Origin of the sequence: Methylovirgula sp. (assembly GCF_037200945.1) — a bacterium.
Taxonomy (GTDB): Bacteria; Pseudomonadota; Alphaproteobacteria; order Rhizobiales; family Beijerinckiaceae; genus Methylovirgula.
Map to the genome: position 1 here is coordinate 793,732 of NZ_JBBCGP010000001.1, position 26,166 is coordinate 819,897.

Sequence of the window (26,166 nt, forward strand, 5' to 3'; positions counted from 1 at the left end):
TTAGGAGGCCCTCGGGCCGGGATTTGTCCGAGTTTTCGATGAACGGCGTGAACCGGGATGACAACGCGAATTGTGCTTATGGAACCTTCGGATTTTCAGCATTTGCTTTTGAATACGAAGTTATTTTAAGCGAGTGTTGCCTTACGAGGTCGTCCGCCTTTTGCGCCGTTGGCGCGCGCGGCCGCCGCTTTGGCGGAAGACTTCGCCTGGCCGGCGAGCCGGGCCATATATACCTTGGTTCCGAAGATACCGGCCATGAGGCCCTGAATCGAGATATCGGTGTCCAGGGCCTCCCAATGCAGGCCATAGCCGTGGCCCAGCATCTCGACAGCGGCGAGTTGGTCGTCTGTCGCCGTTTCCAAGCCCTGTACCAGACGAGGGGGAAAGGAGAAGGTAGAGCCGTTGGTCAAATCAACCACTATCCGGCCTAGCCTGCGGTCATAGCGGGCTTTGGTCGCGCACGGCTCGTTCGCACGCGCGATCTTTCCACGCGCAAGCGCGGCGTCGATTACTGCGTCGGTCAACTCAGCCATGTATCTTGGTCCATCTTTCCAAAAACAACATTTGGTGCTCGGTCACGATCCGCATGGCGCGGCGCACGTCGTTGCGCTTCATGTTATCCGCCCAAATCAGCTCCGGATCGCCATCGGGCCCGATGAGGTTGATCTTGGCTTGGCCATCACCAAAGACATGGACATGGGCTGGCTCATGGTCGTCTACGAAGATCACGACTTGCAGTCCGTTTCCACGATAGATCGTGACCATAGTAATATAACCTATCCAGTTGGGTTTTCAACCTCGATTGGTCCCTAGCGGGGCGGTCCAGCTCGACTATTTGGTTCGGGCTATGGTGGTGCTGGCGCTTGTTTTTTATACGGTCCACGTGGTGCTGGTGGCGGTGCTATGGCGTCCATACGGGCGATGACTTCTTCCCATGACCAAAGGTGGTCTGCGATGCCGGCGGCCATGGCGGGGGAGACTCGGAGGGTTTTGTGAATCCGGATGAAGTTGTAATGCACGAAGCCTACGGCCAGCGCATTGATGTGGTTTTCGATTTTCTTGCTGAAAGCGTTTGTCAGGCGGGTGAAACGGCGCAGAGACATGCGTATGGTCAGGTTATGCCGTTCGACCATGGACGTAGAGATGTGGTCAGGATCAGGTGATCCTTCGATCCTTTTGCGCTCGGCGGCGACGATTTGCGCCGGGCTGTAGCGCGCCTCGCCTTTGGAGGCGGGGGCCTCTCCGTAGATCTTCACGAGCTGGGCGTAATCAATGTCGGCGCCGAAGGCATCTTCGACTGCCTGAAGGTAGGCGTGATAGCCGTCCGTGGTCAGTTGCACGCGATTGGCGAGACGGTTTTTCAGGTCATCGATCAGAACGCTGGCCGCTGTGGCGGAGCGGTCTCCGACAAACCAAGAGATCAGCAGCTTTGTTTGCGGGTCAATCGCAGTCCATGTCCAGACATCGCCTGCCTCTGGAGGCGGGCTTTTAGCCGTGGCAACTTTCTTCTGTTTGGCATAGCAGAATGACCAAATTTCATCGCACTGTACGCGCTGAGCGCGGACGTTCCTGATTCCCTGGTCGTGGATGGTGATACATGCTTGGCCGGCTTCTCGCGGGAGCTTGTCGACGGTGTTTGGGCTAACGTCGAGGACGCGCCCAATCGATCGCATCGATGATCCCTCGACAGTGAGTTGAAGAATTTTGACGCGCGATGCGAGAGGCAGATGGTTCATGGCGGTCAATTTGATAAGTATTTGAATTAACGGCGGCTTATACAGAACATAAAGAGAACATTTAGGAGAGTCAATTTTGAGTTTTCGTTCTCATCTATACGCCGGGCTCATAATCGGTCTGTCAGATTTGCTTTGTTCGATGATGCATTCTTTGTAGGTCGTGGGCAGTTTCGGCATCATCTTTTCGTAGCCAATAATAGTCATGACATGAATGGTGGGCTCCTTCGCGCAGCGGACGATTACGATCGAGAACTCGGGGGTGAGATTGTATTCCTTGGCGAATTCGCGCGCGACTTGGCAAATGTCCTCATGGTCCATTAGTTGGGCTGACATTATGATCTCCTACGAGAGTGACGCCGAGGCGGTCTAAGACCACCTCAATCGGCATGACGTGAGTGATCATAGTGCGAGGCGATATGGCGAAGACGATTCCAACGGCTTCCAAGGTGCCGTTGTTGTCACGTACAACGAGAGAGCCAGAGTCCCCAGGGAGCGCGAAGGGCTTCCCGCTGCTGTCATCAGTGATTGCAAACATGTCATTGAAGTAGATTGAGCTGGTGAAGTCTGGGTCTTTGATACGTACCTCAAATTCGCCGCCCGCTTTTCCGAAAAGCCATCCGCTCGTTAGGCCGGTTGTTCGTCCAACTTTCTTGACTTTGACGTTTGGCAGATCTCGTTTGAATAGGTCTGCTGTGTTCGCGATTTTTGTCGGCGTGTCGTAGTGATGACCCTGAAACGATGTGACGGAGTTTTCGTTCTTTATGCGAAATATTGCTAGGTCGAGGTTGTCTTCGATCGATACGTTATCGGAGGTCCCGGGCGTCCAGGCGATTCCGCGGGTATGATGGCCTATTACGAATGGGTCTATGTTTTCCGGGCTGACGTCCATTAGGCCGGGCCCGAGAATTGGCATTCCGACTCTGTTATGGCTGAATAGGCCCGTCACATGATTGTTCGTCAGGCCGTAAAGAACATCGTCCTTTTGGACCAGACATCCCACTGTTCCTGTGGCGATCTTGTTTGCGATTGAGATTGAGGATCCGCACGGGTAGTAGCCATGGCGAAGAGCGTTAGCATGGCTAAATAATATGCTCGCAGTTGGGAAGGCTATCTGCGGCGTCTTAATTTCATGATATCGGATGGCGTGGTTGCTTGCCGTTCCAGTTGGGAGGCTATCTTTCTCCCTTGTCTTTGGAAATTTTTCGAGGCCGACTCGGATTTCTCTGAGTCCGGGAGCCACGCATACAATGTTGACTTTACACTGCCTGAGCGTATTGAGCGCGCCGGTGAGATCAAGGTTGATTGGAACTAGCTTTAGTGGCCTTGGGGATGCTTCTTCTTTGGATATATCCGAAGCTGTCGAGGCTGGAATTTCGCCTGTACGAACCCATTGCTGGAACGCCCGTGCTTCCCGCCAGATTTGATCCATAGCCACCCCCAAGTTTAAGGTGGCTTAATTGATGCTGGTTAACGATCGATCGGCGTAGGTTTGGTTCGCAGGAACTTTGCGGTCTGGGATTTCGCTGCGTCTTTCTTTTCTGACGCTATTGCCCGGGCGCTCTCTGTCGCTTCATCGCTTTCGCCTGTGGCGATCCGGACCACGGCGGCTGCAGCTGCGACCGGGTCATTCGGCCGGTATTGTCCTTTGGGGCCTCTGGGCATATCAGGCTGTCCGAATCTGTTCACAATAGGCATGTTCTTCTTCTGGGGGCGTAAATCAATTTGAATTTCAAACTGAGATGACGTAATGGGCCGGCGCACTGGCTCTAGCCGGTAGGGGTGGCAGTCCCCGATACTGATGATGTGTAGATCAACGGGGTCCTTACGGCCCCAAACAGTATGAGGACTGCCATGGAGTATTATGCCGGGATCGACGTTTCGTTGGAACAGAGCAGCGTGTGTATTGTGGACGAGAAAGGCCAGATCATCCGGGAGGCGAAGGTCTCGAGCGAGCCGGCTGCGCTGGCGGCGCTGTTTGCAGGCTTGGCTTTTCCTGTAATCCGGATCGGGCTTGAGGCGGGTCCGCTGTCGCAGTGGCTGCACGCGGGGTTGACGGATGCCGGTTACGAAGTGGTCTTGCTGGAAACCCGGCACGTCAAGGCGGCCCTTTCGGCAATGACGGTGAAGACCGACCGGAAGGATGCCCGCGGCATTGCCCAGCTGCTGCGCATGGGCTGGTTTCGTTCAGTGCATCGCAAGTCGCTGCCGGCGCAGGAAACGCGGGTCCTGCTAACGGCGCGCAAGCTGCTGCTCGGCAAGATGATCGACATTGAGGTCGCGATCCGCGGCCTGTTGCGGGGCTTCGGTTTGAAGGTTGGTCTGGCGAGCAGGTTGGGATTCGCCGGCCGAGTGCATGAGCTGATCGCTGGCCAGGCGATGCTGGAAAGCGTCATTGAGCCACTGTTGCGGTGCCGGGAAGCGCTGCGGACGGAGTTCGCCAAGCTACACCGCCAACTGCTGGCGATCGTGCGGCAGGACGGGATATGTCGGCGGTTGATGACGGCACCGGGCGTTGGGCCGGTGGTGGCGCTGACCTTTACTTCGGCGATCGACGATCCTGCGCGGTTCAAATCATCGCGTGCCGTCGGCGCTCATTTCGGCCTGACGCCGCGGAAATACCAGTCGGGCGAGACGGACGTGAGCGGCGGTATCACCAAGGCTGGCGACGCTATGGTGCGTGCTACCCTTTATGAAGCCGCCCTGGTCCTGCTGTTCAAGGCGCGGCCATCGTCGCTGAAAGCCTGGGGGATGATGGTCGCCCGCCGGCGAGGCGCCAAGCGGGCGCTGGTGGCTGTGGCCCGCAAGCTGGCCACTGTCCTGCATCGCATGTGGGTCGATGGCAGCGAGTTCCACTGGAACCGGGAGGAAGGCGCCGCTTCGGCATGAAGTCGTAATGTTGTTGATGAATTGAACAGTCCGTAAGGACGTTCTCCGAGGTCCCTTCGCCGGGACGCGGAAGGTCGGAAAACCGTGTAGTGCCTTGCGCTTCGAGCGCGCAACTGAGATCGGCTCCGACTTTCCATCTGATGTCATCTTGTGGCGGCAAGACGCCGACCACGGACGGAAGCGTGATACCGGCGGATGGATAAACGAGGATTGACACCCAAAGGCCCATTACGGAAGGCACTACCCCATTTACGCCGCGGCTTGCCTCAGGCAAACTTTTGCGGCACGTGCACGGCACGAATCAAAAACAGGCGGGAATTCATCGACATGGCTGGCGCCTGCACTGAAGGCCTCGATACTGGATTTGTCGCGCTGGGCTATGCCAAGGTCGGTTTTCTCGGCATCATCCAAGGCATTACGGAGCTTTTGCCGGTCTCCTCGACGGCGCATATGCGCATTGTCCCCGCCCTGCTCGGGTGGCGCGACCCCGGCTCGGCCTTTTCTGCCGCCATGCAGCTCGCTGCACTTGCCGCCGTCGTCAGCTATTTCTGGGCCGACGTGAAGGGCATCTCCGAGGGCGCGGTCGCAGCAGTGAAACGTCGCGATTACGAGGATTGGTCACTGCGTTTCTGCGTCTGGATCGTGCTCGCGACGCTGCCGATCATCATCGCGGGCTCGTTGCTCTCAAAACTTCTGAATACCTGCAATTCGCCGCTGCGCTCGCTTGCCGCGATCGGCGTCGCCTATATCGTCATGGGGGCGCTGCTTGCCGTTGCGGAAGTCTATTCGCGGCACAAACGCACGCTCGATCATGTCGATCTGAAGGACGCGATGATCGTCGGCCTTGCCCAATGCGGTGCGCTCATCCCAGGCGTTTCCCGCTCCGGCTCAACCTTCACCGCAGCGCTTTTCCGCGACCTCGAACGCACCGAAGCGGCGCGCTTTTCCTTCCTGCTCGGGATCCCGGCCATTGCCGCGGCGGGGATCAAAGAACTTTACGAATTGCATAAGGCGCATCTCGACGCCCACGGCTGGTCGATCCTCGCCTTTGGTCTCGTCGTCGCGTCAATTTCAGCCTTCATCGCGATCTGGGGCCTCCTGCGTATCCTCGAACGCTTCGCGTCCTGGCCGTTCGCTATCTATCGGGTCTTGCTCGGCATTTTTCTGCTCGTCGCAGTCGCCGCCCATTGGCTGCCGAATTAAGTGGCGGGCGCTGCCGTAGGCCGCAAGGTCTGGTGCCAGGGGGCGTCACCCGACAAATTTTTTGCCGCCCTTCACGCCCCCAAACGGCATCACGGTGGCGATGCGCGCCCGTTTGACTAGGCTGGCGCAAACTGGTCTACATCCGCGTCCGTTTGGGGTTTCACAGAGCCAATATGACTGACGCCGCCATCAAAAAGCCGGGCTCCGGCATCGCTGGAGAATTTGCTGAAAGTCTCGGCCTCATCACGCCGCTGGAACGGGCCTGGCATTTCCGCGAATTGATCCGCGCCGTCGTGCGCCGCGAGCTGATGGCGCGCTTCAGCGGCTCGATCCTCGGCTGGATGTGGGCGATCTTCGGACCGCTGCTGATGCTGTCGGTCTACACCGTCATCTTCTCGCATGCGGTCGGCATCCGGGCTTCGACCGCTTCGCATGGCGTCGCAAACTATTCGCTGAACATTTTCGTCGGCCTCATCATGTTCAACCTGTTCAGCGAATTGGCCTACCGCGCGCCCGGCCTGCTGCACGAGCATGTGAACTTCATCAAGAAGTCGATTTTCCCGAGCGAGACGCTGGCCTGGATCGCGGCGATCCGCGCGCTCGTCTATGCCGGAATCAGCTTTTGTGTCCTGCTGTTTTTCGAACTTCTCATCACGCACTGGATACCGCCGACGATTCTGCTGCTGCCTTTCGTCATCGTGCCATTCTTCCTTTTCCTGATCGGCGCGTCGTGGTTTTTGATGGCGCTCGGCTCGTTCACGCGCGACGTGATGCATTTGATGGCATCGATCGTCCCGGTGTTCATGTTCGCCACACCGATCTTTTATTCGTTTGATGACGTCCCGCCGGTGCTCCGCGTCATTCTCCGCGTTAATATCGTCGGCGATTATGTCGAGCTGATGCGCGATATTGTTCTGCTCAACCGGATCCCAAATCCTTGGCTCTATCTGGGGACTGTCATTGTCTCACTCCTCGTCTTCCGTTCCGCCTACCGATTCTACATGCGATACAAGAATGTCTTCGTCGACATCATCTGATATTGCGATCAGTTGCAAAGGCGTCGGCAAGGCGTTTCAACTTTATCTGAAGCGGAACGACCAGCTTTATCAGGCGCTCTTCGGGCGCTGGAAGCAGTTCTACCATCCCCATTGGGTGCTGCGGGACGTCAGCTTTGACATAAAGCGTGGCGAGACCTGGGGCATTATCGGCCGCAATGGCACCGGCAAGACCACACTTCTGCAGCTCATCTGCGGCATCAGCCTGCCGACCTACGGCAATATCGAGGTCTCAGGCCGCATCGCGCCGATCCTGGCGCTCGGCGCCGGCTTCGATCTCGAATTGACGGGACGCGAGAACGCGTTGATCGGCGGCGCGATCCTCGGCCTGCGCCGGAAAGACATTCTCCCGAAGCTAGAATCGATTGCCGCCTTCGCGGATATCGGCGAGTTCTTCAATCAGCCGCTCAAAATGTATTCAAGCGGCATGACCGCGCGCCTCGCCTTCGCCGTCTGCGCGCATGCCGAGGCCGACATTCTGATCGTCGACGAAGCGCTCTCGGTTGGCGATGCGACATTCGCCAAGAAGTGTGATGCGTACATCAAGGGCTTCGCCGCCAAGGGCACGATTCTTGTTGTTTCGCACGATCTCGGAACGCTCGAAGAAATGTGCGACAATGTCGTTTGGATCGATGAGGGTCGGATTGCCGCGGTCGGCAACCCCCAGGACGTCATCGCCGCCTACCGCCGCGCCTTCAACATCACGAAACTAACCACGCCGCGCCTCGTCGTCTAAGCGTCGTTCGCGGACAATCAATCAAAGCGACGCCGCTGCGCCACTTGGCGCGGGCGCCGCGCGTTTCCCGTTCCCTTTGACTGAAAAACGCGCTTGCTGGCGAAGGATCAGCGCGAGCGCAATCAGGAATTCGGCGGCAATCGCCACCGCGACGAGATAGACGAGAAAGGGATCGCGCCGCACGACGCTTTCCGTCCCGATCAAAATCCCGATGTGGATCGCCGGAATGGCGACGAGGGCAGCAACCGTCGTGGCATTGCGCCCCGTCGCATTGGACAAGGTCAGCACAAGGCCAATAGCCAGCAACGCATGCGCGAGCGCCAGAATGGGAATGCCGAAACGCTTGGCCGCCTCGCTCATCCAATCGGCGAGAACTCTTTTATCCGCATTGCGGCCAGGCCATGCCGACATAAATTCCGCCCCTGGCATTTCGAAGACGCCACGCCAGCCACGTTTCGGCATCCCGTTGGTGCCCTGCATATCGAGCTGGATCACATATTGGTCGAAATCGGCAGTGCGTATCTCGTCGGTGCCATTCGGCCGGCTCTGAAACGAACCGTCCGTCATCACAAGCAAGACGCCGTGGTCGTTGCGGCGGAATTCCGTCTGCTTTGCGGTGATGATTTCTTCCTCTTGTTTCTTGGTATTGTATTGATGGATGAACATTCCCTCGACAATGTCTTCGGTTTTCCAACGCTTGAAATAAAGCGTCCGCTCGCCTTTATCGAATGTATAGAATTGCGCCGGTTCGAGCATGCGGTGATTGAGCGAGTTGCGGATCACGTAAATGACATCGTGCATCTGGCCGACATTATTCGGTGCGACAAAGATCGAGACCCAATAACCAGCGATGACGCAAATGAGGGCGGCGACGGAGGCCGGGACGCAAATCGACAAGACCGAAAGACGCAGTGAATAGAGCACGGCAATCATGCCCTCAGCCGCCATGCGCGAAAATTCCAGCGCGACAGCAACGCCGACTGCCATCGGCAAGGCGAGATAAACGGCTGTCGGCAAAGTCCCCATCAAAGCGGGCATCAGAAGCCCGCTGCGAACCGCGGACGATGGCAGATAATGGAAAAGCTGCGTCATCACGACCGGCACGCAAAGGCCCACTTCGAGCATGACAACGGAGAAGAATATCCGCCGGCCAAGATAGAAGTAGAGCAGCCTTGGTACCATCATCCGTCGTCGAGTTCCCAATATTCCTATGACGATTGTCCGTCGCGCAGGAGACGCGACTCGCCTGTAGGCCCGAGGGCAAGACTATCGACCTCTGCGTCCAAAGGCGATAACGTCTTTTGCGGCGATGCGCTGCGCGTTCATCGTCGCTCAACCGGGCCTTTTCTTGACCGACGCAACACCAAGCTCATTGCAGATAGCGATACGGGCGGCAAAAAAACACCCCTTGCCGGGCGGCCGCACGAATCCGAGCCGGCCTTCGTGGCAAATTCGATCGCCGAGCATCATTTCGGGTTCGGTTACGTGGCTCGCCGCGAGGCATTGTAATAATCGGGGCGAAGGACATCGCTGCTATCCGAACGCAGGCGATGGGTACACGCGATGAACACCGCCGCTCCCATCACCGCCTCATCGCCACTCGTGGGCAAGACTGTCCTGCTTGTGCATCCGGCCTGGCATTCCTGCGGCAGCTACAATGTCTTTATGACACAGGCGCAGGCCTACCACGCGCTTGGCGCCAAAGTGTTGAGCCTGGCGATCACGGACTTCCCCGGCAACACCGCGCAATCCAGTGCCGCGAAGGCTTATTTCGATGCGACGCAAGATCTTAAGGTCGAGCGACGCTTTTTCACTGGTATGCCGCTTGGCGCCGTGGCCACGCGGCATTTCATACGGGTCGTAAACGCGTGGCTGCACGGCGATTATGCCGCGATGCTGATCGAAACCGCGCAACGCTCCGCCCTGCCGGTCGAGCTTCGTGCGACGAAGATCGACCTCATTCATTGTAACCACTTCTTCTGCATGCCCGCGGCGGCGAAGCTACGCGATGAGCAAGGCTGCCCGCTGCTACTCGAAACGCACGATCTGCAGGCCCGGCAATTCGCGTTGCGCAATCGCGACGCCTGGACTCTGTCGCCGAAGGCGAAATACGAGACGATGCTGGCGCAGGAACTGGCGCAAATGCGCGTCGCCGATATTCTCATCCATCTCAACACGGAAGAAGCAGACACCTTCAGCGCGCTTTTGCCGGAAAAACAACATGTTCTGTTGTTCCCGGCAGTCGCGCCCATGCCCGCCGGCACGGGCGATGGCATCATTATTGTGGCGAGTTCCAATTATCCGAATTATCTCGGCCTCAAATGGTTTTTGAGCGAGGTGATGCCGCAAGCAGGCGACATCCCCGTGCGCATCGTTGGCAATATCTATCGCATGGTCCGCTGGCGCGCGCCGCTTCTCTATCGCCGTTACAAGCATCTCTTCACTGGCTTTACCGCCGATCTCGGCAGCGTTTATGCGCAGGCCCGAAAGATTCTCTTGCCCACAACATCGGGCTTCGGCATTTCGATCAAAACGATCGAGGCTCTGTCCTGCGGCGTGCCGCTCGTCGCTACGCGACAAGCCTTTCGCGGCATGGGGATCAATCCTGCCACTTTGCGCAACGTGACACTTGCCGAAGATGCGATCGCCTTCGCGGAGGCGATGCGGCGGCTCGGAAAGACCCCCAATGCCCGCGACAGAGTGGATAGCAGCAGCGATACACGGCAGCTTTACGAAAAGCTGTTTGCAGCCGATGCCTATCGGCAACGGCTTGCAGAACTGGTCGAACCGCTTTTGAAAAATGGCGCCGACGCGCCGGCCGAGGTCGCGGCTAGGCGCTGAAGCGGGCTGCGGCCTTATCGGCGAATTGATGCCATAATTGGTCGACCATCCGGCGCCGGCGCGGCATTCCGATGATGCCTGGCCAATGACAGAAATAGAGCTGCTCGCCCTTATAATCGACGGGGCCTCCCGCGCCTTGCGAAATTCCTTCAGCCTTATAGTAACTCTCTTCCGACGCGGTGGGGATGATCTCCGGCAGCATCGCGATCTTCAGATTTTGCCGATGCACGACAAAATTGGTCAACGGCTGGGCGAACAGGCCGCCCCGCTGACGAACGATATGAAACGTGCGCTCATCCCTGGCGATGACGTCGTAAAAATCCTGCAGCGAGAGCACATGCCGCGACGTTACGAAAAATCCGTCGTTGAACATCAGCGCGTCGCGCAAAAAATCGTAATTTTTGTGCCTTGAATTGTAGATGTAATCATGGCACCGCGATGAGACGATAAACTCGGTTTTCCCTGGCTCGATATACCCCAGTACTTTATTGAAGTCCTGGAGCATGATCGTGTCGACGTCGAGATAAATGACCTCGTCGAGCGGAAGCGCCAAGGCAAGCAATTTGCGCAAGCGGCGGCGATGGCCCGGATTCAACGGATAGAGCCGCCGTGCCAGTGCGTCGAGTTCGCCGCTGTCGAGGGAAACGACTTCGACACCATAGGCGTCCGCAGCCTTACGTGTGCGCGTGAGGTTATCGTCGTATGGAATAAGATAAAGCGGAATCGACGCGCTCGTCGCCTTGTAGCTTTCTAAAAAAGGCAGCAGCCAGTCGATGACGCGATCATTTGCTATGATGGCGATGCCGTATTTTTTGGCCTGAACTATTTCTGACACTACGGTAGCTTCGGACATAGGCTCACTTCGCGACGACGATATCCGCCGGAATTCCGAATGCGCCGGCTCGGCCCCCCGGACCCACGACATTCCAAACCGACGAGCCGCCAGCGGTGCCGGCTCGCGAGTTCACGTCGCCGATGCATCGGGGAAAATCAAGACGGCAAATTTTATGAAGCAACGCCGACCCAAAAAGATCAGGCGGGAAAAGATACGCGCGATAGCTTGGCCTTTGCATGATCACGAACTTGGTCCTTTTAACGACAGCGGGACGCCGGATCAAGGTTTGGCCCTCGTTGCCTCGCGCTGCTCGGCGAACCGCAGCGTCGCATCGATATAGGCATCCCCACTGTGTCGCGCGGCAAAGTCGTGGGCACTGTGGGCTGCGCGCGATTGAAACTCGGTAACGCGCGGCAGCAAGCGCTCGATCGCATCCGCCAGCGCTCGGCCGGTATAGGGCGCGAAAATTTCCCCGACCGCCTCGCCCCGTTCGATCCCGAGCGCGGCATAAATTCCTTTTGCGGCAACGACCGGCCGGCCCGCGGCGACAGATTCGGTATAAATGCCGGAGCCGCGCAGACCAAAGCGTACCGGATCGTAAGGCAAAAGCGTCACGTCGACCTCGTTGATCTGTCGAGTATATTCATCAGCATCGAGCGCCCCATCGATGATTTCGAGATCGGGAATCCGGCGCAGGGCTTTTTCTGTCTCGACCGTTTCGCGCTCCCAATTGGAATGTTGGATCTGGACGACGAATTGGGCCGGCAAATTCCTGGCGCGGCAAAGCCCGATAGCTTCCGGAAGCAGATGAAATCCCTTCTCGGATTTGGAATAACCGAAAAACCCTAGCTTTATCGTACCTTCCGGCTGAGACGCCGCATGGGGTATCCGGGTGACGATCGGCAGAAGCCCTGTCTTGAGCTTGAAGACCCGCAGATAAAGCTGCGCGAGCGCGTCGTTTTCAGTCGTAAAGAACAACGACTTGCCGATCAAGGGCGCGGCGAGTTCGAAGGCCTGTCTATAATAGTCTTCTCCATGGCAGCCATTGCGATTCCATGGCGTCCAGGCCGGTGCAAACATCAACTGGCAAACGACCGTCGGCAATGCCGAGGCAGGAAGCGCCAGCAGATGTTGCACAAGACCAAGAATCTGATTTTGCGAGACCGCCGGCACGACGATGAGATTATCCCGCGTCCAGACATCGTTCGGCAAGCGCTCGAGATCGCGACGATAGGTTTTGTTGAGAACGCGTGCCGTCGCTTCCTCGCTGTAATGGTAGCCGCGGGTACCCAGACTCCGCATCAGTGATAGACTGTCAGAGACGAAATTTTGCAGCGACGGCAATCTTTGGCGGCCGCTCCAGTAAAGGCTCTTGGTGAACCAGGGAATTGCGCCGATATCCGCAATGGCGGCTGCGTCCGCGTCACGCATACCGAAAATGCGATGGGTTATTTTCCGGCGCGACAAAGCGTCCCGCACCTCAAGAAGCAGGCGGTAGCTGTGCTCGCCCTGGCTTTGAAGACCGTTATCGAGGACGATCACCTCCATCCGAGTATTTTGCCCCGTAGCGGAATTCGGCGGATTCATATAATTTTGCCGTTGAAACTACTCTTTGCGGCACGATTGCGCCGTGATCTTGACGAACACCCAAATATCCATGTCATGGAGGCTAATCACAAGGGCGTGCCCCCAAGAGGTCGTCGCGGTACAATGCAGATGACGTCGAAACGATGAAGAAGGTTGCTCAATGATATCCTCTGAAGCCGGGACAACCGCCGAAGCGCTGCGCGCTTCCCCGCGCCTATTCGACAACCCCTTGCTCGACAAGCTTTCGCGCGTGCATTGGTCAATACCGCTGTTCATCTACACCCCCGTCGTAGCTTTGTTGGCATGGCTGAGTTTTCGTAACTTTTCGCCTTTCGCCGTCATTTTCGCCACCGCGGCCGGCTACGCAATTTGGACTTTGATCGAATATTTCGGCCATCGCTATCTGTTCCATGCCGAATTTCCCGGCACATGGGGCGCCCGGGTGCATTTCTTGATCCATGGCGTTCATCACGATCATCCCAATGATCCGTTACGACTTGTGATGCCACCATTGCTGAGCGGCCCGATCATGTTGATCGCGCTCCTCGTGGCGCTCGTGATTTTCGGGCGCCCGCTCGGCTACCCGATACTCATGGGTTTTATCATCGGATATGTTGCCTACGATATGGTGCATTATTACGTGCATCACGCGACGCCGACGACGCGGCTTGGGCGTTACCTGCGCCAAGTGCATATGCTCCATCACTTCCGCGAACCAGAAGGTTATTTCGGTGTCAGCGCCCCTTATTGGGATGTGGTCTTTAAAACGCGTTCCGCTTCGCCGGCGCGTTCGGCACGGCTGCGTGATTAAGGAAACAGCGCAGCCCTATCCACCCATGCGGAATGGGTCTTCAGATTTGTTCCCGGGCCGCCGGGACGTCGGGCTGCAGCTTAAGTGTTGACGGACGTGACGCGCGGGCACCGACAAAAACGTCGAAGCGCCCGTTTTGCCAGACGACATCGTTCGTCGTCCATGCGCGCAACCATGCCGCGAGTGCCAGAACTTCGCGCCCGAGAAACGCGAGGGGCGCATAAGGCGACAATTCCCAGCCTTTGAGCCACGCGAGACCGAGTTCACCGAGAAACCAGCCAGTCAACGAAATACCGAAGGCCACAATTGCGGGTAGGCCCAGAAGCGGCGCGGCCAGCACCGCCGCCATCGCGGCCGGCAAAGGGCTGACCAGCGGCTCAAGCGGGAACGTTAGTGGTTCGTGCGTGTGGCGGATCACGCTCCAGCGAACCTGACGATCGTAGACTTCGCGCAAAGTTCGCCAGCCGGTCAGCTGGCGCAGCGTGCGATGCGCGAACACGGTGCGAAGGCCAATCGCGTCCAGGCCTTTGGCGATGGCGGTATCCTCGGCCAAAGTATAGCTCACGGCATCGATGCCACCCGCCCTAGCAAGATCGCTGCGCCGGAAAAGCATGACTTTGCCAACGCCATAGCCGAAACCAAACATCGACGCGGTGAGCAGCAAGCGTGCATGCGCGTTGATGACGGCAGATTCGATGTGGCCGGCGATAGTTTGCCCCTGTTCGGCGACCGGAACGCCAACAACCATGCCTACGCCCGCGCCGAAATTCCGCATGAGGGTCGCGAGCATATCGTGCTCCAACACGATGTTCGAATCCTTGACGAGGACGAAATCGTGCGCTGACGTGGCGAGCGGGGCATCAAGAGTATTGAGCTTGGGGCTCACGGCGAAATCGGACTGCGAACGGAGAATGCGCGTCGGCGTTTGCGGATAGTGAGCCTTCAGCGCGAAAGCCGTTTCGAGCGCAGGCGAATCCGCCTCGGCGGCGCTGAACAGAACTTCGTATTCGGGATAATCTTGACCGAAGACCGAGGCTTGGGCTTTGTCGAAGCCTGAATGTTCCAGTTTTATTGGCAAAACTGCGGTAACCGGCGGCTGCGCATTGTTGCGCGCCCGCCGCGCTTGAAAAAACGGCTGCAGCAAAGCGCCAGTGCATGTTGCGAGGAAGACGAACCACGCAATCGCAAGCCAGGCAACACCAAGGTAGGATGTGAAATGCATGCTTGTTGAGCTTGCCCCCCGCCCTCAGCTCGTTGCGATCGTACCGGCCCTGATTCCCCCGGCACATACGCAATCCCACGGCGGTGCTGAAACGTCAATGCGCCGCCACTCGACCACATTTCGAGGTCAAGCTCAAGATCGCTTATGAATCAGATGGTTATCTGCCCGTCCAGCATCTCAAGTTCGTCGATAAGGCTTCCGATCATGCTCAGCCCGATCTGCCAGAAGGCCGGATCCTTGGCATCAAGCCCGAACGGAGCAAGAAGCTCAGAATAATGCTTGCTGCCACCGGCGGCGAGCATGGCGAGGTATCGTTCGGCGAAGCCCTCGCTTGCCCGTTGATAAACGCCATAGAGCGAATTCACCAGACAATCGCCAAAAGCGTAAGCGTAGACGTAGAACGGCGAGTGAATGAAGTGCGGGATATAGGCCCAATAGGTTTCGTAGCCGGGGCCAAGCCGAATCGCCGGGCCAAGGCTCTCGCTTTGCACGCTCATCCAGAGTTCGCAGATTTTTTCGCGCGTCAGTTCGCCACTGCGCCGCTCCACATGCACCTTGCGCTCGAATGTGTAGAACGCGATCTGCCGTACGACCGTATTGATCATGTCCTCGATCTTGGCCGCGAGCATGGCCCGGCGTTCGGCGATGGATTGGGCCTTGGCGAGAAGCGCCTGGAACGTCAACATTTCACCGAAGACGGATGCGGTCTCGGCCAGGGTTAGCGGCGTGTTCGCCATCAGCGCGCCGTTTGGCGCGGCAAGCACCTGATGCACGCCATGGCCAAGCTCGTGCGCCAGCGTCATGACGTCGCGCGGCTTGCCCTGATAATTGAGCAAGACATAAGGATGCGCGGACGGCACCGTCGGATGCGCGAAAGCGCCCGGCGCCTTGCCGGGGCGCACAGGTGCGTCGATCCAATTGCGGGTGAAAAATTCTTCGGCGATGCCGGCCATGCGCGGCGAGAAGGCCGCATAAGCACCGAGCACTGTGTCGCGTGCATCGACCCAGGCGTAGGTCCGTTGCGGCATATTGGGCAGCGGCGCATTGCGATCCCAGAAATCGAGTGCGTCCTGACCAAACCAGCGCGCCTTCAATTTGTAATAGCGATGCGACAGGCGCGGATAGGCGGCATGGACCGCCGCGGCGAGCGCATCGACGACTTCACGTTCGACGCGGTTCGATAGATGGCGCGAATCGGCGACATCCTGAAAGCCGCGCCAGCGATCGGAAATCTCCTTATCCTTCGCCAGCACGTTGGTGATGAAGGCGAAGGTGCGCAGATTTTGCGAGAGCGTTTCGGCGATCGCACCCGCGGCCTCCTTGCGTGCCGCCGGCTTCTCGTCCTGCATCAGATTAAGCGTCGGTTCGATCGCGAGTTCTTCGCCGCCCACCTTGAATCTGAGGCTGGTGATCGTCTCGTCGAACATCCGGTTGAAAGCCGCCCGGCTCGTGACCGATTTTTCGTGGAACAGGCGCTCGACATCATCAGCGAGTTCGTGCGGCTTCTCCTTGCGGATATCATCGAGCCAGGGACGATAATGCGCCAACGGTTCGCGCGCGGTGAGATGGGCCAGCACCTCATCGTCGAGCCGATTGAGTTCGAGCTGGAAGAACAGAAGCTCGGTCCACGCGGCATTCAGTCTTTCCTGCGTGTCGCCGTAGAATTTCACCCGCACCTGATCGCTGGTGTCGCCGGAATAGATGAGGCTCGCGTAGGAACCGATCTTCCCCGTGAGATCGTCAAACGCTTCATAGCGGCGGATAGCTTGCGTCAGAAGATGCGATTGCGGATCGGCAAAGTCCTGCGCGGCGAGAGACGCGAGCTTGCCGCGATATTCTTCCGCGAAGGCTTTGCATTCGTCTGTCGCGCGCGAAAGGTCTGCCGCAAATTGTGGCGAGTCCATCGCTGGGTAAAGATCGCCAAGCGACCATTCCGGCAAAGCGCCCAGATCTGCCTCGCCAGCACGCGCCGCGGCCGAATGGGAGGAAACAACAGACTTGTCGTGTGAGCGCATCATCGATCCGAGCCGGCCTCAGTGTGAAAGAGAGCTTTTAGCTCAGCTCCGCGCATAGCGAAAGTAACGCGCGGAGCAGCCGCCACCTTAATTCGCAGCAGCAAGCCGCCGCGTTACCTGACCACGGGAAATTTCGATCTCACTTTTTATTGACGCGGCATGACGGCACGGCCCGTAACGCTGTACCGGCAATTTGCGAACCCTCGCGTGTACGGCTTGATCCTCTGGCCGGCCGCGGGAGCCGATCGCGCCTCGTGCATCATGAAAAGGAAGAACACTGTGAACGTGAAAGACACGATCGCCGCCGGCTCGCTCGCCCTTGCGCTTTTCGCCTCGACCGGCGCCAATGCCGCCGCCATGCATCATCATCGTCACCGCATGTCCGTCGAAATGATGGGCCATACGACCGCGACGCTCAACGACGGCACCAAGCTCAACGTCGATATCGTGAAAATGAACGGCCACATGATGGTCGCCATCCCGGCCGACGAACTGCCGGACTATTTGCATCAGCAGATTTTCCAAGTGCAACGCTAGCGCAAGCGCAACACTGGAATATGCATCAACCTGTCACGGGGCGTCTGGCGAAAAGTCAGGCGCCCCGTTTTCGTTTTATTCATAAAATTTTAAGAATTTCTCCGCCGCAAACTCGTGTCCGCCGACTGTCCCGCAATAATGCGGGCATTAACATCGCATTTACCCTGATGGGCGAGCATGGATTTGGATGGCTCGCGGCGCAGAACCGGAACTCGGCTGCGCCCCGGCCATACCGCTGGATACACGAGCAACCCCGCCAGGGGCGGCAGGTCCGTTCTGGTTCGGGCTGTCACTCATCGAAGAAAGTGCAAATGTCTTCACTCGTGCTGATTGTCGACGACGATCCAGTGCAGCGCCGCGTTCTGGAAACGCTTGTCCGCCGATTTGGCTATGAGTGCGAAACGGTCGATAGCGGCGCGGCCGCGCTGCAGCGCCTGCAATCGCGCTCACCTGAGGTCGATCTTATCATTCTCGACCTCGTGATGCCGGATGTTGACGGCATGACGGTGCTGGCACGGATGCGGGAGCAAAAAAGTCCCGTCCCCGCCATCGTCCAGACGGCACATGGTTCGATCGACGCGGTGATATCAGCCATGCGCGCCGGAGCAATCGATTTCGTCGTCAAGCCGGTCGGGGCCGAGCGGCTGCAAGTTTCCATCAAGAACGCCCTACGTGTCGAGGCATTGGAAGACGAAGTGCGCCGGCTCAACCGGCAGGCCTCGGGCACGCTGACCTTCAAGGATCTGCGCAGCAAAAGCGAGGACATGGACCGCGTCGTGCGCCTGGGCGAACGCGCCGCGAAATCGACGATCCCGGTCCTGCTCGAAGGCGAATCAGGCGTCGGCAAAGAAGTCATCGCGCGGGCGATTCAGGGCGCCTCCGACCGCCGCACCAAGCCGTTTGTCACCGTCAATTGTGGCGCCCTGCCGGAAAACCTCGTCGAATCGATTCTCTTCGGCCACGAAAAAGGTGCTTTCACGGGCGCCACCGACAAACACCTCGGCAAATTCACTGAAGCCAATGGCGGCACGCTCTTCCTCGATGAAGTCGGCGATCTGCCGCCGGACGCGCAGGTGAAGCTTCTGCGCGCTCTGCAAGATGGCGAGATCGATCCCGTCGGCGCGAAACGGCCGATCCGCGTCGATGTCCGCATCATCTCGGCAACGAATCAGGACCTCATCGATCTCGTCAAACGCGGCATTTTCCGCGAAGATCTCTATTACCGCCTGAACGTCTTCCCCATCACCGTTCCGGCGCTGCGCGTGCGGCGGGAAGACATCGCCGATCTCGCGCGCCGCTTCATGGCGCGTTTCGCGGCAGAGGAAGGCAAACCGCTGCGTGGCATCGGCGCGGAAGCGCTGGCGCTCCTTAACAGCTATCCGTGGCCCGGCAATGTGCGGCAATTGGAAAATGCCATGTTCCGGGCGGTCGTTCTCGCCGACGGCGACGAACTGACTGTCGCGGAATTTCCGCAGATCGCGGCACAGGTCGTCGGCTTCGATGTTCGCATCCCGCCGGCGCCGGCCTCGCTTGTACGCCCCACGCGGCCGGAGCGCGAAGTTGTCCGCGTCGAAGTGCGCGATCCGAACGTTCTGCCCTTGCTTGATGGGGCGGGCAACTTGCGGCAACTCGACCATCTCGAGGCCGAAACAATCAAGTTCGCGCTCGCTTATTACCGCGGCCAGATGTCCGCCGTGGCGCGCAAGCTCGGCATTGGCCGTTCGACTCTCTATCGCAAGATGAAGGAATACGGTTTCCAACAGGGCGATGACGAGAGTTTGATGGAAAAGGACACTGACGAAGGCAACGCCGCCGCCTAATTCAAGGTTGGTCGAATTCCATGTGCGACAGCGCGCCTTCGTGACGCGCGAATTGCGGCATGCCTTCGCTTTAATTTAATTTTTTATGATATCGCTGCCGCTCGTGATCTAGGCGTAAGGATGCGCATGCCCCGCGATAAAAAGTTTCGCCTTGCCTTGGCTGCTGCGCTGACGGTTTGCCTGCCTTTCGCGGTTCAGGCGCAGGCGCCGGATGCGACGCAGCCGCCCGCGAGCGTGGATGATGTCACCGGGGCCATTCCATCGGCGAGTGTGCCGCTCTCGAACGAAGCGCTTGTGCCTCCGGCCCCCATCGCGCCGCCGAATGCGCCACCGCCCAGGCCAACGCCGCCTGCGCCGAGCTCTGCTCAGAACTCCGCCAGCCAACCGAAAACAGCTCAACCCGGACCACTTGGCCCGCCACAGCCGAAGCCCTCGCAACCGGCAAATGCGCAAGCTCTGCCGCCCGTGATCCCCGTCAAGCCGCCGCTCGCCGGTTTCGCCGTAGCGGTGAAGAAAGCGCTCGATACGTGGCCCGTGCCCCCGGGCAAAGGACGCCAGACCGCCGAATTGTGGCTTGAGCACAAGGACATCACGGCCTATTACGCCGCCCGCGACTATGCGCCACTCTGGGTTGAAAATAACAAGCCGGTCGCCGCCGTCGCCCCCATCAAGGCACGCCTCGCGCTGGCAAGCGACGATGCGCTCAATCTCGCGACCATCCCGCAAGCCGATTTCTCGGGCGACACGGATCATCTCGCCGCGGCCGAAATCGCTTTTTCAGAAGAGATCGTCGCCTATGGGCGCCAAGCTTCGGGTGTGCGACTCGATCCGCAGGACATCAACCCGCTCATTGGCGCCAAGCCCGATGTCGCAGCCCCGGGCCTCATTCTCGGCGCGGTCGCCGCGGCGGACACAGATGCCGGCGCGGTTTTGCAGAACTTCAATCCGCAACAGAGACCCTATGTCGCGCTGCGCGCTAAGCTCATCGCGCTGCGCCAGAAAAGCGATCCGGTTTCAGATCGCGCGATCCCGTTCGGACCCGTTCTTAGACTCGGCATGAGCGATCCGCGCGTACCGCTGATCCGCGCCCGCTTCGGCCTCGATGTCACGCAAAGCGACGACGACCTGATCTACGACACGCAGGTTGCCGCTGCGGTCGCCGATTTTCAGCGCGCCAACGGGCTTCGCCCGTCCGGCGTCCTCACCCCCCGCACGCAAGCGAGTCTCTCAGGCGACGAGCCGAAGCCTGACGTCGGAAACGAGATCATCGCCAATATGGAAATCTGGCGCTGGATGCCGCGCGACCTCGGCCAGAACCGCATCGATGTGAACATCCCCGATTATGAAGTTCGGGTTTTCCGTGACGACAAGGTCGTCGAGGAGAACAAGGTTGTTGTCGGCAAACCCACGACGCCAACGCCGGTCTTCTCCAACACAATGAAATTCGCGATCATCAATCCGTACTGGAACGTGCCGCCGTCGATCCTGCGCAAGGAGATGTTGCCGCGTCTCGCGCACGATCCGGGCTACCTTCAGCGCATGGGCTTTGAGACCTATTATTTCCACGGTCAATTGATGGTGCGCCAGCCGCCGGGCGAAAAGAATGCCTTGGGCCGCATCAAGTTCATGTTCCCCAACCAATATTCGGTCTATCTCCACGATACGCCGGAAAAGCGCTTCTTTGCATCGACGAAACGCGCCTTCAGCCACGGTTGCGTCCGCGTCGATCAGCCGCTCGACTTTGCGCAAACGGTGCTTGGACCGAAATGGCCGCAGGACCGCATCGAAAGCTTGATCGGCGGCAAGGAGCGTTATGTGTTTCTGCCGAAGCCGCTGCCGATCCATATCGAATATTTCACCGCCTATGTGAGCGATGACGACCGGCTGATCGTGCGCAACGACGTCTACGGCTATGAGCATAAGATCGAGGAGGCGCTGGGCCTTGTCGCGGCAAAACCGACGAATCGCAATGTCGCCGCGCAATTCGTTCCGTCGCGATATTGACGGCGAGGCGTCGAATCAGCGATTCTTTTTGAATTGAAACGAAAAGCGGCGTTCGTTTCGGCTCCCGTCCGCGATTCCGGGCGCGAAGAGAAAGCTCGCTCGCCGACACAGGTTCGCCACATTTGCTGGCTTACCTGAACTGGTCTTCATCATTCGGCAACATCAAGAGTGTCAGGGATGTGAGACGACCGTTGAACGGGGGAGCGTTTCATCCCAGGAGCGCTGACGGTTCTCGGTAAATGCAGGTATAGGCGGAGACGCCCGAACGAGCAGATCGGCTTAACCGCCGTATCCGAGAACCGGGGATTTGTTTTGCCAAAACCGCGCTTAAGCACGGATTCTGCAGTATGCGCCCGGCGGCGCCGGGGCGAGGTAGTCACAAATTTGCTCAGGGTAAAATCGAGCGCGATCAAATCCGCTCTCAAGGTGCAGTCCGCGGCCGGCAAAATTTTAGCAGCTGGTCTTATCGGCTCCTGCCTTCTCCTATTTGCACCTTCCGTTACAGAATCGGCGAAAGCCAACGGCGATACGCGCACGATCTACCTCTATCACGCGCATACGGGTGAATCGATCGACGCCACATATCTCGTCGACGGCCATTACGATCCCGAAGTTCTCAGAAAGCTGAATTGGTTCCTGCGCGACTGGCGGCGCAACGAAGAAACCAATATGGACCCGCGCCTCTTCGACGCGGTGTGGGAAGCCTATCGCGGCGCCGGCGCGACCGACCGCATCACCGTCCTTTGCGGCTATCGTTCGCCGGAAACCAACGCCATGCTGCGGCGGCGCTCGCGCGCAGTTGCCGAACATTCGCAACATATTCTCGGCAAAGCCATGGACACGACGATGCACGGCATGTCGATGGAGCATGTGCGCGAATCCGCCGCCCGGCTGCAAATGGGCGGCGTCGGCTATTATGGCGATACGAATTTCGTTCATATCGATGTTGGCGGCGTGCGGATGTGGCCGCGCATGACCTATGCGCAGCTGATGCGGCTGTTCCCCGACGGGAAGACTGTCCATATCGCATCGGACGGGCGCACGCTGCCGGGCTATGACGAAGCGCGCGCGGAACTCGCCGCTAATGGCACTGCCGTCGCAAGCCTGCCGCCGTCGCAGCATTCGGGCATCGGGGCTTTCTTCGCCTGGCTCTTGGGCAAGGGCAACAGCGGCGACGACGAGGATAACGCTTCGACCGAACAGCAACCCACGGCGCCAGCGCCGACGCAGGTTGCCGCCGCGCAAGCCCCCGCAACGCCGGCAGAGGCGATGCAGGCTGACGCGACCGGCAGTATCCCCGATCGTTCGAGCGACACTCGCGCTGCCGAGGCCGCTGCGGCGCCGGACGCCGTGACCGCCTCCATCGACATGCCGCTGCCACCGCAGCGTCCCGACGATCTTGTCGCCATGGCCGACGTGCCTTTGCCCCCCGAGCGGCCGGCGTTCCAGTTCACGGCGCTTCTGTCACCGGCGGCGCCGGTTGTCGTCGCGGAAGCCGAAACCTCCGCACCTGATCTTCCTGGCATCATTACCCAGGGTCCGGACGATGGCCGCCCGCGGCAGGGACTCTCGCGGATGTATGGCGTTCCGGCGCTGGTTCTGGCCTACGCGCCGGTGGCGCAGATGGAAGGATTGCGCCGCGCGGCGCATCATTCGGAGGCAATAGCGTCCCCTCCGGCTAACGCCGTGACGATCGTCCCGGCCCGCCTTGACGGCTCGAATTTCGGCAGCCTCACCAGCGGCACCGAGGTGGCGGAACTCGCCAGCGCGACGGTTTTCGGACCCACGGCAATCGGGCTGCGAAGCGCCGCACGAGTGGAAAATACGGCTTTGTTCGCCGAGCCGCGAGCCGATTATCTTGAGCATTTCCGGCGCGCCCCTGAGACGCTCCCCGCGGATCGCTTCGCGGTGGCCTCGGTCCCGGCACTGCGCCAGGATGATGGCGCTGTCGCGCTGGACGACAGCCGCTCCGGCGACTGAACCGATTTATCGAATCGCCAAAATCTGAACTGTGGGCGCCTGCGCGGCGCCCGCGGGCGTTTCCCGTAGCGTCCAAGCCAGAGCCAGCGCGAAGGCGGCGCCGAACGAGAGGGCGCGGAACATTTGCGCCATTGTTACGACCGGACCGCGGAAGCGGCGACTACGGATTTTCAACATACCCGAATTGCTCTGTTTCACCGGCACGCGGCTTATGTCCAGAGTGTTAACCTTAATTGGTTAGCGATGCTTTACCTCGCGCCTGGCCGCGGGTCTCCGACTGACGTCCAGTTGCATCGATTTTGCTTAATATGATCCGATACTAATAATTAGCGGACCGGGTTGCGCACATGGGGCCGTGTTTTGATGAAATGACGCTGCCGGACGGCTCAACGCGCGCCGTCTATGAAAAAGTTGCTCGCTGGCTGAAGGAAGAGCCGCCGGAACATCTCGCATCGCGGCGGACGCAGGCGGAGCTTCTGTTCCGCCGGATCGGCATCACGTTCGCGGTTTATGGCAGCAAGGACGCGGCCGAACGGCTGATCCCCTTCGATATCGTGCCCCGCGTGATCGGCAGCGCCGAATGGGCGCGGCTGGAGACCGGTCTCTTCCAACGCGTCAACGCGCTCAACATGTTTCTCGCCGATATTTACGGCGCACAGGAAATCCTCAAAAGCGGTCGTATTCCGCCGGATATCATCCTCAGCAACCCGTTCTATCTGCCCATGATGCAGGGCCTTAAAGTCCCGCACAATGTCTATGTGCAGATCGCCGGCATTGATGTCGTCCGCGTCGACGCGAATGATTTCTATGTGCTGGAAGATAATCTGCGCACGCCATCCGGCGTCTCCTACATGCTCGAAAATCGCGAAGTCATGATGCGGCTGGCGCCGGATCTCTTCTCCGAGCATCGCGTCGCGCCGGTCGAGAATTATCCCGATATCCTGCTCGCGACGCTGCGCTCGGTTGCGCCGGAGTCAACGCAGGGCGAACCGAGCATCGCTCTGCTGACGCCCGGCCAATTCAATTCCGCCTATTACGAACATTCCTTCCTGGCCGACCGGCTTGGCGTCGAATTGGTCGAAGGGCGCGATCTGCTCGTGCGGGACGATATCGTCTATATGCGCACGACCGAGGGGCCGAAGCGCGTCGATGTCATTTACCGGCGCATCGACGATGCTTTCCTCGACCCGCTCACCTTTAATCCGGAGTCAGTGCTCGGCGTACCGGGTCTTTTCGCTGCCTATAAAGCGGGCAATGTGACGCTGGCAAATGCGGTCGGTACGGGCATCGGCGACGACAAGGCGATTTACAGCTATGTGCCGGACATCATCGAATTCTACCTCGGCGAAAAGCCGATCCTGAAAAACGTGCCGACCTGGCGCTGCCGTGAGCCCGAGGCGCTCGCCTATGTGCTCGCGCATCTTCCGGAACTGGTCGTGAAGGAAGTCAACGGCTCCGGCGGCTACGGCATGCTCATCGGGCCGCATGCGACGCAGGCGGAACTGGCGCTCTTCGCCGAAAAGCTCCGCGTCGATCCGAACAATTTCATCGCCCAGCCGACGCTCGCGCTTTCGACTTGCCCAACAGCACTTGATAGCGGCGTTGCGCCGCGGCACGTCGATTTACGGCCCTTTGTGCTCTCCGGATCAGACGGGGTGCGTGTTGTGCCGGGCGGCCTCACGCGCGTGGCGTTGAAGGAAGGCTCGCTTGTCGTCAATTCCTCGCAGGGCGGCGGGACCAAGGATACCTGGGTGGTCTCCGATGCAGGCCTTATGGACGCCACGGGTGTTATAGGTCAGACTCAAAGTCAGACGTCTTCGTTCTAGCTGTATCCGTGCGGATTGAAACATGCTGGCTCGCACTGCCGATAATCTCTACTGGCTCGCCCGCTACATGGAGCGCGCCGATTTTCTCGCGCGTATTCTGGACGCCACGCGGCGACTCGCGACCGTCCCGACCGTCAAAGCAGGCCCTGGCACCGGGACCGAATGGGATAGCGTGCTTGAGGCCTCCGGCGCGGCCGAAGATTTCCGTAAGACCGGCAGCATGCCGGACGAGGCGAGTGTCGTCGATTATCTGACCTTTGCGGAAGACAACCCCTCCTCCATCTGCAATTGCCTCGAAAAAGCGCGCATGAACGCGCGCGGCGTACGCACCGCGCTGACCGCGGAAATGTGGGACGCCATCAACGGCGCTTGGATCGAGATGCGGCGCTACCTTCAGGCGCGCGACAACAGTACCTACTACGATCGTATCGAGCTGACGCGCTTTCTCGATTTCGTCAAAAAAGCCTCGCTCGATTATGACGGCGCCGCCCACCGCACCATGCTGCGCAACGATTCCTACTGGTTCTCGCGCCTCGGGCTTTATATCGAACGCGCCGACAACACGGCGCGCATCCTCGACGTGAAATACAATATCCTGCTGCCGGAATCCGAGACGATCGGCGGGTCGCTCGACTATTTCCAATGGGCCTCGATCCTGCGCGCCGTCTCGGCGCTCAATGCCTATCATTGGGTTTACCGTACCAGCCTCAAGCCCTGGCTTATCGCCGATCTGCTGATCCTGCGGATGGAAATGCCGCGCTCGCTCATCGCCTGTTACGACAACATCGTCCGCTTTCTTGACTCGATCGGCCAGACCTACGGACAAAAGGGCACCGCGCAAGTTCAGGCGCATCAGGTGATGACGCGGCTGATGAAATCCTCGACCAAGGAAATATTCCAGTCAGGGTTGCACGAGTTCGTCACCACGTTCGTTGAGGACAACACCCGCCTCGGCACCACGATCTGCCAACAATATCTTTTCGAGTAGCGCTCACGCCGCCGTGAAAGCGAACTTTTAGGTCGCTTCGGCGCCCCATGGATTTTTCGCGCGGGTTGTGCGAAGACGCTCGCC

At 59.1% G+C, this 26,166-nt stretch carries 23 protein-coding genes; 13 read left to right on the top strand and 10 right to left on the bottom strand.

The features are described from left to right. Window positions 1–125 precede the first annotated feature (125 nt). From WDN02_RS03750 to WDN02_RS03770, 5 genes are all read right to left on the bottom strand, one after another. Window positions 126–533, bottom strand: a complete 408-nt coding sequence (locus WDN02_RS03750; RefSeq protein ID WP_337292224.1) for a DUF2442 domain-containing protein — start codon at window positions 531–533, stop codon at window positions 126–128. Beyond that, complete coding sequence (locus WDN02_RS03755; protein WP_337292225.1) at window positions 526–765, bottom strand: DUF4160 domain-containing protein; 240 nt, start codon at window positions 763–765, stop codon at window positions 526–528. The genes WDN02_RS03750 and WDN02_RS03755 overlap by 8 nt, the downstream gene beginning before the upstream one ends. Before the next feature lie 80 nt (window positions 766–845). Next, window positions 846–1,736: an IS1 family transposase gene (locus tag WDN02_RS03760; RefSeq protein ID WP_337292226.1), complete on the bottom strand. Its 891-nt coding sequence runs from the start codon at window positions 1,734–1,736 to the stop codon at window positions 846–848. Between the two features lie 90 nt (window positions 1,737–1,826). Next, complete coding sequence (locus WDN02_RS03765; protein ID WP_337292227.1) at window positions 1,827–2,069, bottom strand: hypothetical protein; 243 nt, start codon at window positions 2,067–2,069, stop codon at window positions 1,827–1,829. Beyond that, a complete protein-coding gene (locus WDN02_RS03770) occupies window positions 2,044–3,165 on the bottom strand; it encodes a hypothetical protein (protein ID WP_337292228.1) in 1,122 nt (373 codons plus the stop codon). The genes WDN02_RS03765 and WDN02_RS03770 overlap by 26 nt, the downstream gene beginning before the upstream one ends. A 422-nt stretch (window positions 3,166–3,587) precedes the next feature. Between WDN02_RS03770 and WDN02_RS03775 the strand changes: the two genes are divergently transcribed. From WDN02_RS03775 to WDN02_RS03790, 4 genes are all read left to right on the top strand, one after another. Then, window positions 3,588–4,622, top strand: a complete 1,035-nt coding sequence (locus WDN02_RS03775) for an IS110 family transposase (RefSeq protein WP_337292223.1) — start codon at window positions 3,588–3,590, stop codon at window positions 4,620–4,622. A 327-nt stretch (window positions 4,623–4,949) separates the two neighbouring features. Beyond that, window positions 4,950–5,825 carry an undecaprenyl-diphosphatase UppP gene (gene uppP, locus WDN02_RS03780; RefSeq protein ID WP_337292229.1) on the top strand — a complete coding sequence of 292 codons (876 nt, stop codon included), beginning with the start codon at window positions 4,950–4,952 and terminating at the stop codon, window positions 5,823–5,825. Between the two features lie 173 nt (window positions 5,826–5,998). Next, the gene (locus tag WDN02_RS03785) at window positions 5,999–6,862 is read left to right on the top strand and encodes an ABC transporter permease (RefSeq protein WP_337292230.1); all 864 of its coding nucleotides are present in this window, start codon (window positions 5,999–6,001) and stop codon (window positions 6,860–6,862) included. Beyond that, on the top strand, window positions 6,840–7,616 hold the full coding sequence (locus WDN02_RS03790) for an ABC transporter ATP-binding protein (RefSeq protein ID WP_337292231.1): 777 nt from the start codon (window positions 6,840–6,842) through the stop codon (window positions 7,614–7,616). The genes WDN02_RS03785 and WDN02_RS03790 overlap by 23 nt, the downstream gene beginning before the upstream one ends. 21 nt (window positions 7,617–7,637) lie before the next feature. On the opposite strand, the gene WDN02_RS03795 is transcribed toward WDN02_RS03790, so the two are convergent. After that, entirely contained in the window at window positions 7,638–8,801 is a 1,164-nt protein-coding gene (locus WDN02_RS03795) for an LptF/LptG family permease (protein WP_337292232.1), read from the bottom strand. Between WDN02_RS03795 and WDN02_RS03800 the strand changes: the two genes are divergently transcribed. Both WDN02_RS03800 and WDN02_RS03805 read left to right on the top strand, forming a co-directional pair. Next, a complete protein-coding gene (locus WDN02_RS03800; RefSeq protein ID WP_337294989.1) occupies window positions 8,691–9,125 on the top strand; it encodes a hypothetical protein in 435 nt (144 codons plus the stop codon). The genes WDN02_RS03795 and WDN02_RS03800 overlap by 111 nt on opposite strands. 54 nt (window positions 9,126–9,179) lie before the next feature. Then, entirely contained in the window at window positions 9,180–10,457 is a 1,278-nt protein-coding gene (locus WDN02_RS03805) for a glycosyltransferase (protein ID WP_337292233.1), read from the top strand. On the opposite strand, the gene WDN02_RS03810 is transcribed toward WDN02_RS03805, so the two are convergent. After that, window positions 10,447–11,310 carry a hypothetical protein gene (locus tag WDN02_RS03810; protein ID WP_337292234.1) on the bottom strand — a complete coding sequence of 288 codons (864 nt, stop codon included), beginning with the start codon at window positions 11,308–11,310 and terminating at the stop codon, window positions 10,447–10,449. The two genes, WDN02_RS03805 and WDN02_RS03810, sit on opposite strands and share 11 nt — an antisense overlap. Before the next feature lie 261 nt (window positions 11,311–11,571). Beyond that, window positions 11,572–12,840, bottom strand: a complete 1,269-nt coding sequence (locus WDN02_RS03815) for a hypothetical protein (protein WP_337292235.1) — start codon at window positions 12,838–12,840, stop codon at window positions 11,572–11,574. 199 nt (window positions 12,841–13,039) lie between these two features. On the opposite strand from WDN02_RS03815, the gene WDN02_RS03820 reads away from it, so the two are divergent. Then, window positions 13,040–13,690, top strand: coding sequence for a sterol desaturase family protein (locus tag WDN02_RS03820; protein WP_337292236.1), 651 nt, complete (start codon window positions 13,040–13,042; stop codon window positions 13,688–13,690). Between the two features lie 40 nt (window positions 13,691–13,730). Here WDN02_RS03820 and WDN02_RS03825 read toward each other — a convergent pair whose 3' ends face one another. Together WDN02_RS03825 and WDN02_RS03830 are read right to left on the bottom strand one after the other, a co-directional pair. After that, window positions 13,731–14,912: a glycosyltransferase gene (locus WDN02_RS03825; RefSeq protein ID WP_337292237.1), complete on the bottom strand. Its 1,182-nt coding sequence runs from the start codon at window positions 14,910–14,912 to the stop codon at window positions 13,731–13,733. Between the two features lie 149 nt (window positions 14,913–15,061). Continuing rightward, entirely contained in the window at window positions 15,062–16,930 is a 1,869-nt protein-coding gene (locus tag WDN02_RS03830; RefSeq protein WP_337292238.1) for a M3 family oligoendopeptidase, read from the bottom strand. Window positions 16,931–17,206: 276 nt separating this feature from the next. Between WDN02_RS03830 and WDN02_RS03835 the strand changes: the two genes are divergently transcribed. The 6 genes from WDN02_RS03835 (at window position 17,207) to WDN02_RS03860 (ending at window position 26,082) form a co-directional block, all read left to right on the top strand. Beyond that, window positions 17,207–17,464: a hypothetical protein gene (locus tag WDN02_RS03835; protein WP_337292239.1), complete on the top strand. Its 258-nt coding sequence runs from the start codon at window positions 17,207–17,209 to the stop codon at window positions 17,462–17,464. Window positions 17,465–17,775: 311 nt separating this feature from the next. Beyond that, window positions 17,776–19,284 (top strand): sigma-54 dependent transcriptional regulator, encoded by a 1,509-nt coding sequence (locus WDN02_RS03840; protein ID WP_337292240.1) that lies wholly within the window; start codon window positions 17,776–17,778, stop codon window positions 19,282–19,284. 126 nt (window positions 19,285–19,410) lie between these two features. Beyond that, a complete protein-coding gene (locus WDN02_RS03845) occupies window positions 19,411–21,288 on the top strand; it encodes a L,D-transpeptidase family protein (RefSeq protein WP_337292241.1) in 1,878 nt (625 codons plus the stop codon). Between the two features lie 384 nt (window positions 21,289–21,672). Then, the gene (locus WDN02_RS03850; RefSeq protein ID WP_337292242.1) at window positions 21,673–23,268 is read left to right on the top strand and encodes a DUF882 domain-containing protein; all 1,596 of its coding nucleotides are present in this window, start codon (window positions 21,673–21,675) and stop codon (window positions 23,266–23,268) included. Between the two features lie 347 nt (window positions 23,269–23,615). Beyond that, complete coding sequence (locus WDN02_RS03855; RefSeq protein ID WP_337292243.1) at window positions 23,616–25,094, top strand: circularly permuted type 2 ATP-grasp protein; 1,479 nt, start codon at window positions 23,616–23,618, stop codon at window positions 25,092–25,094. Window positions 25,095–25,116: 22 nt separating this feature from the next. Continuing rightward, a complete protein-coding gene (locus WDN02_RS03860; RefSeq protein ID WP_337292244.1) occupies window positions 25,117–26,082 on the top strand; it encodes an alpha-E domain-containing protein in 966 nt (321 codons plus the stop codon). The last annotated feature ends 84 nt before the right edge of the window (window positions 26,083–26,166 follow it).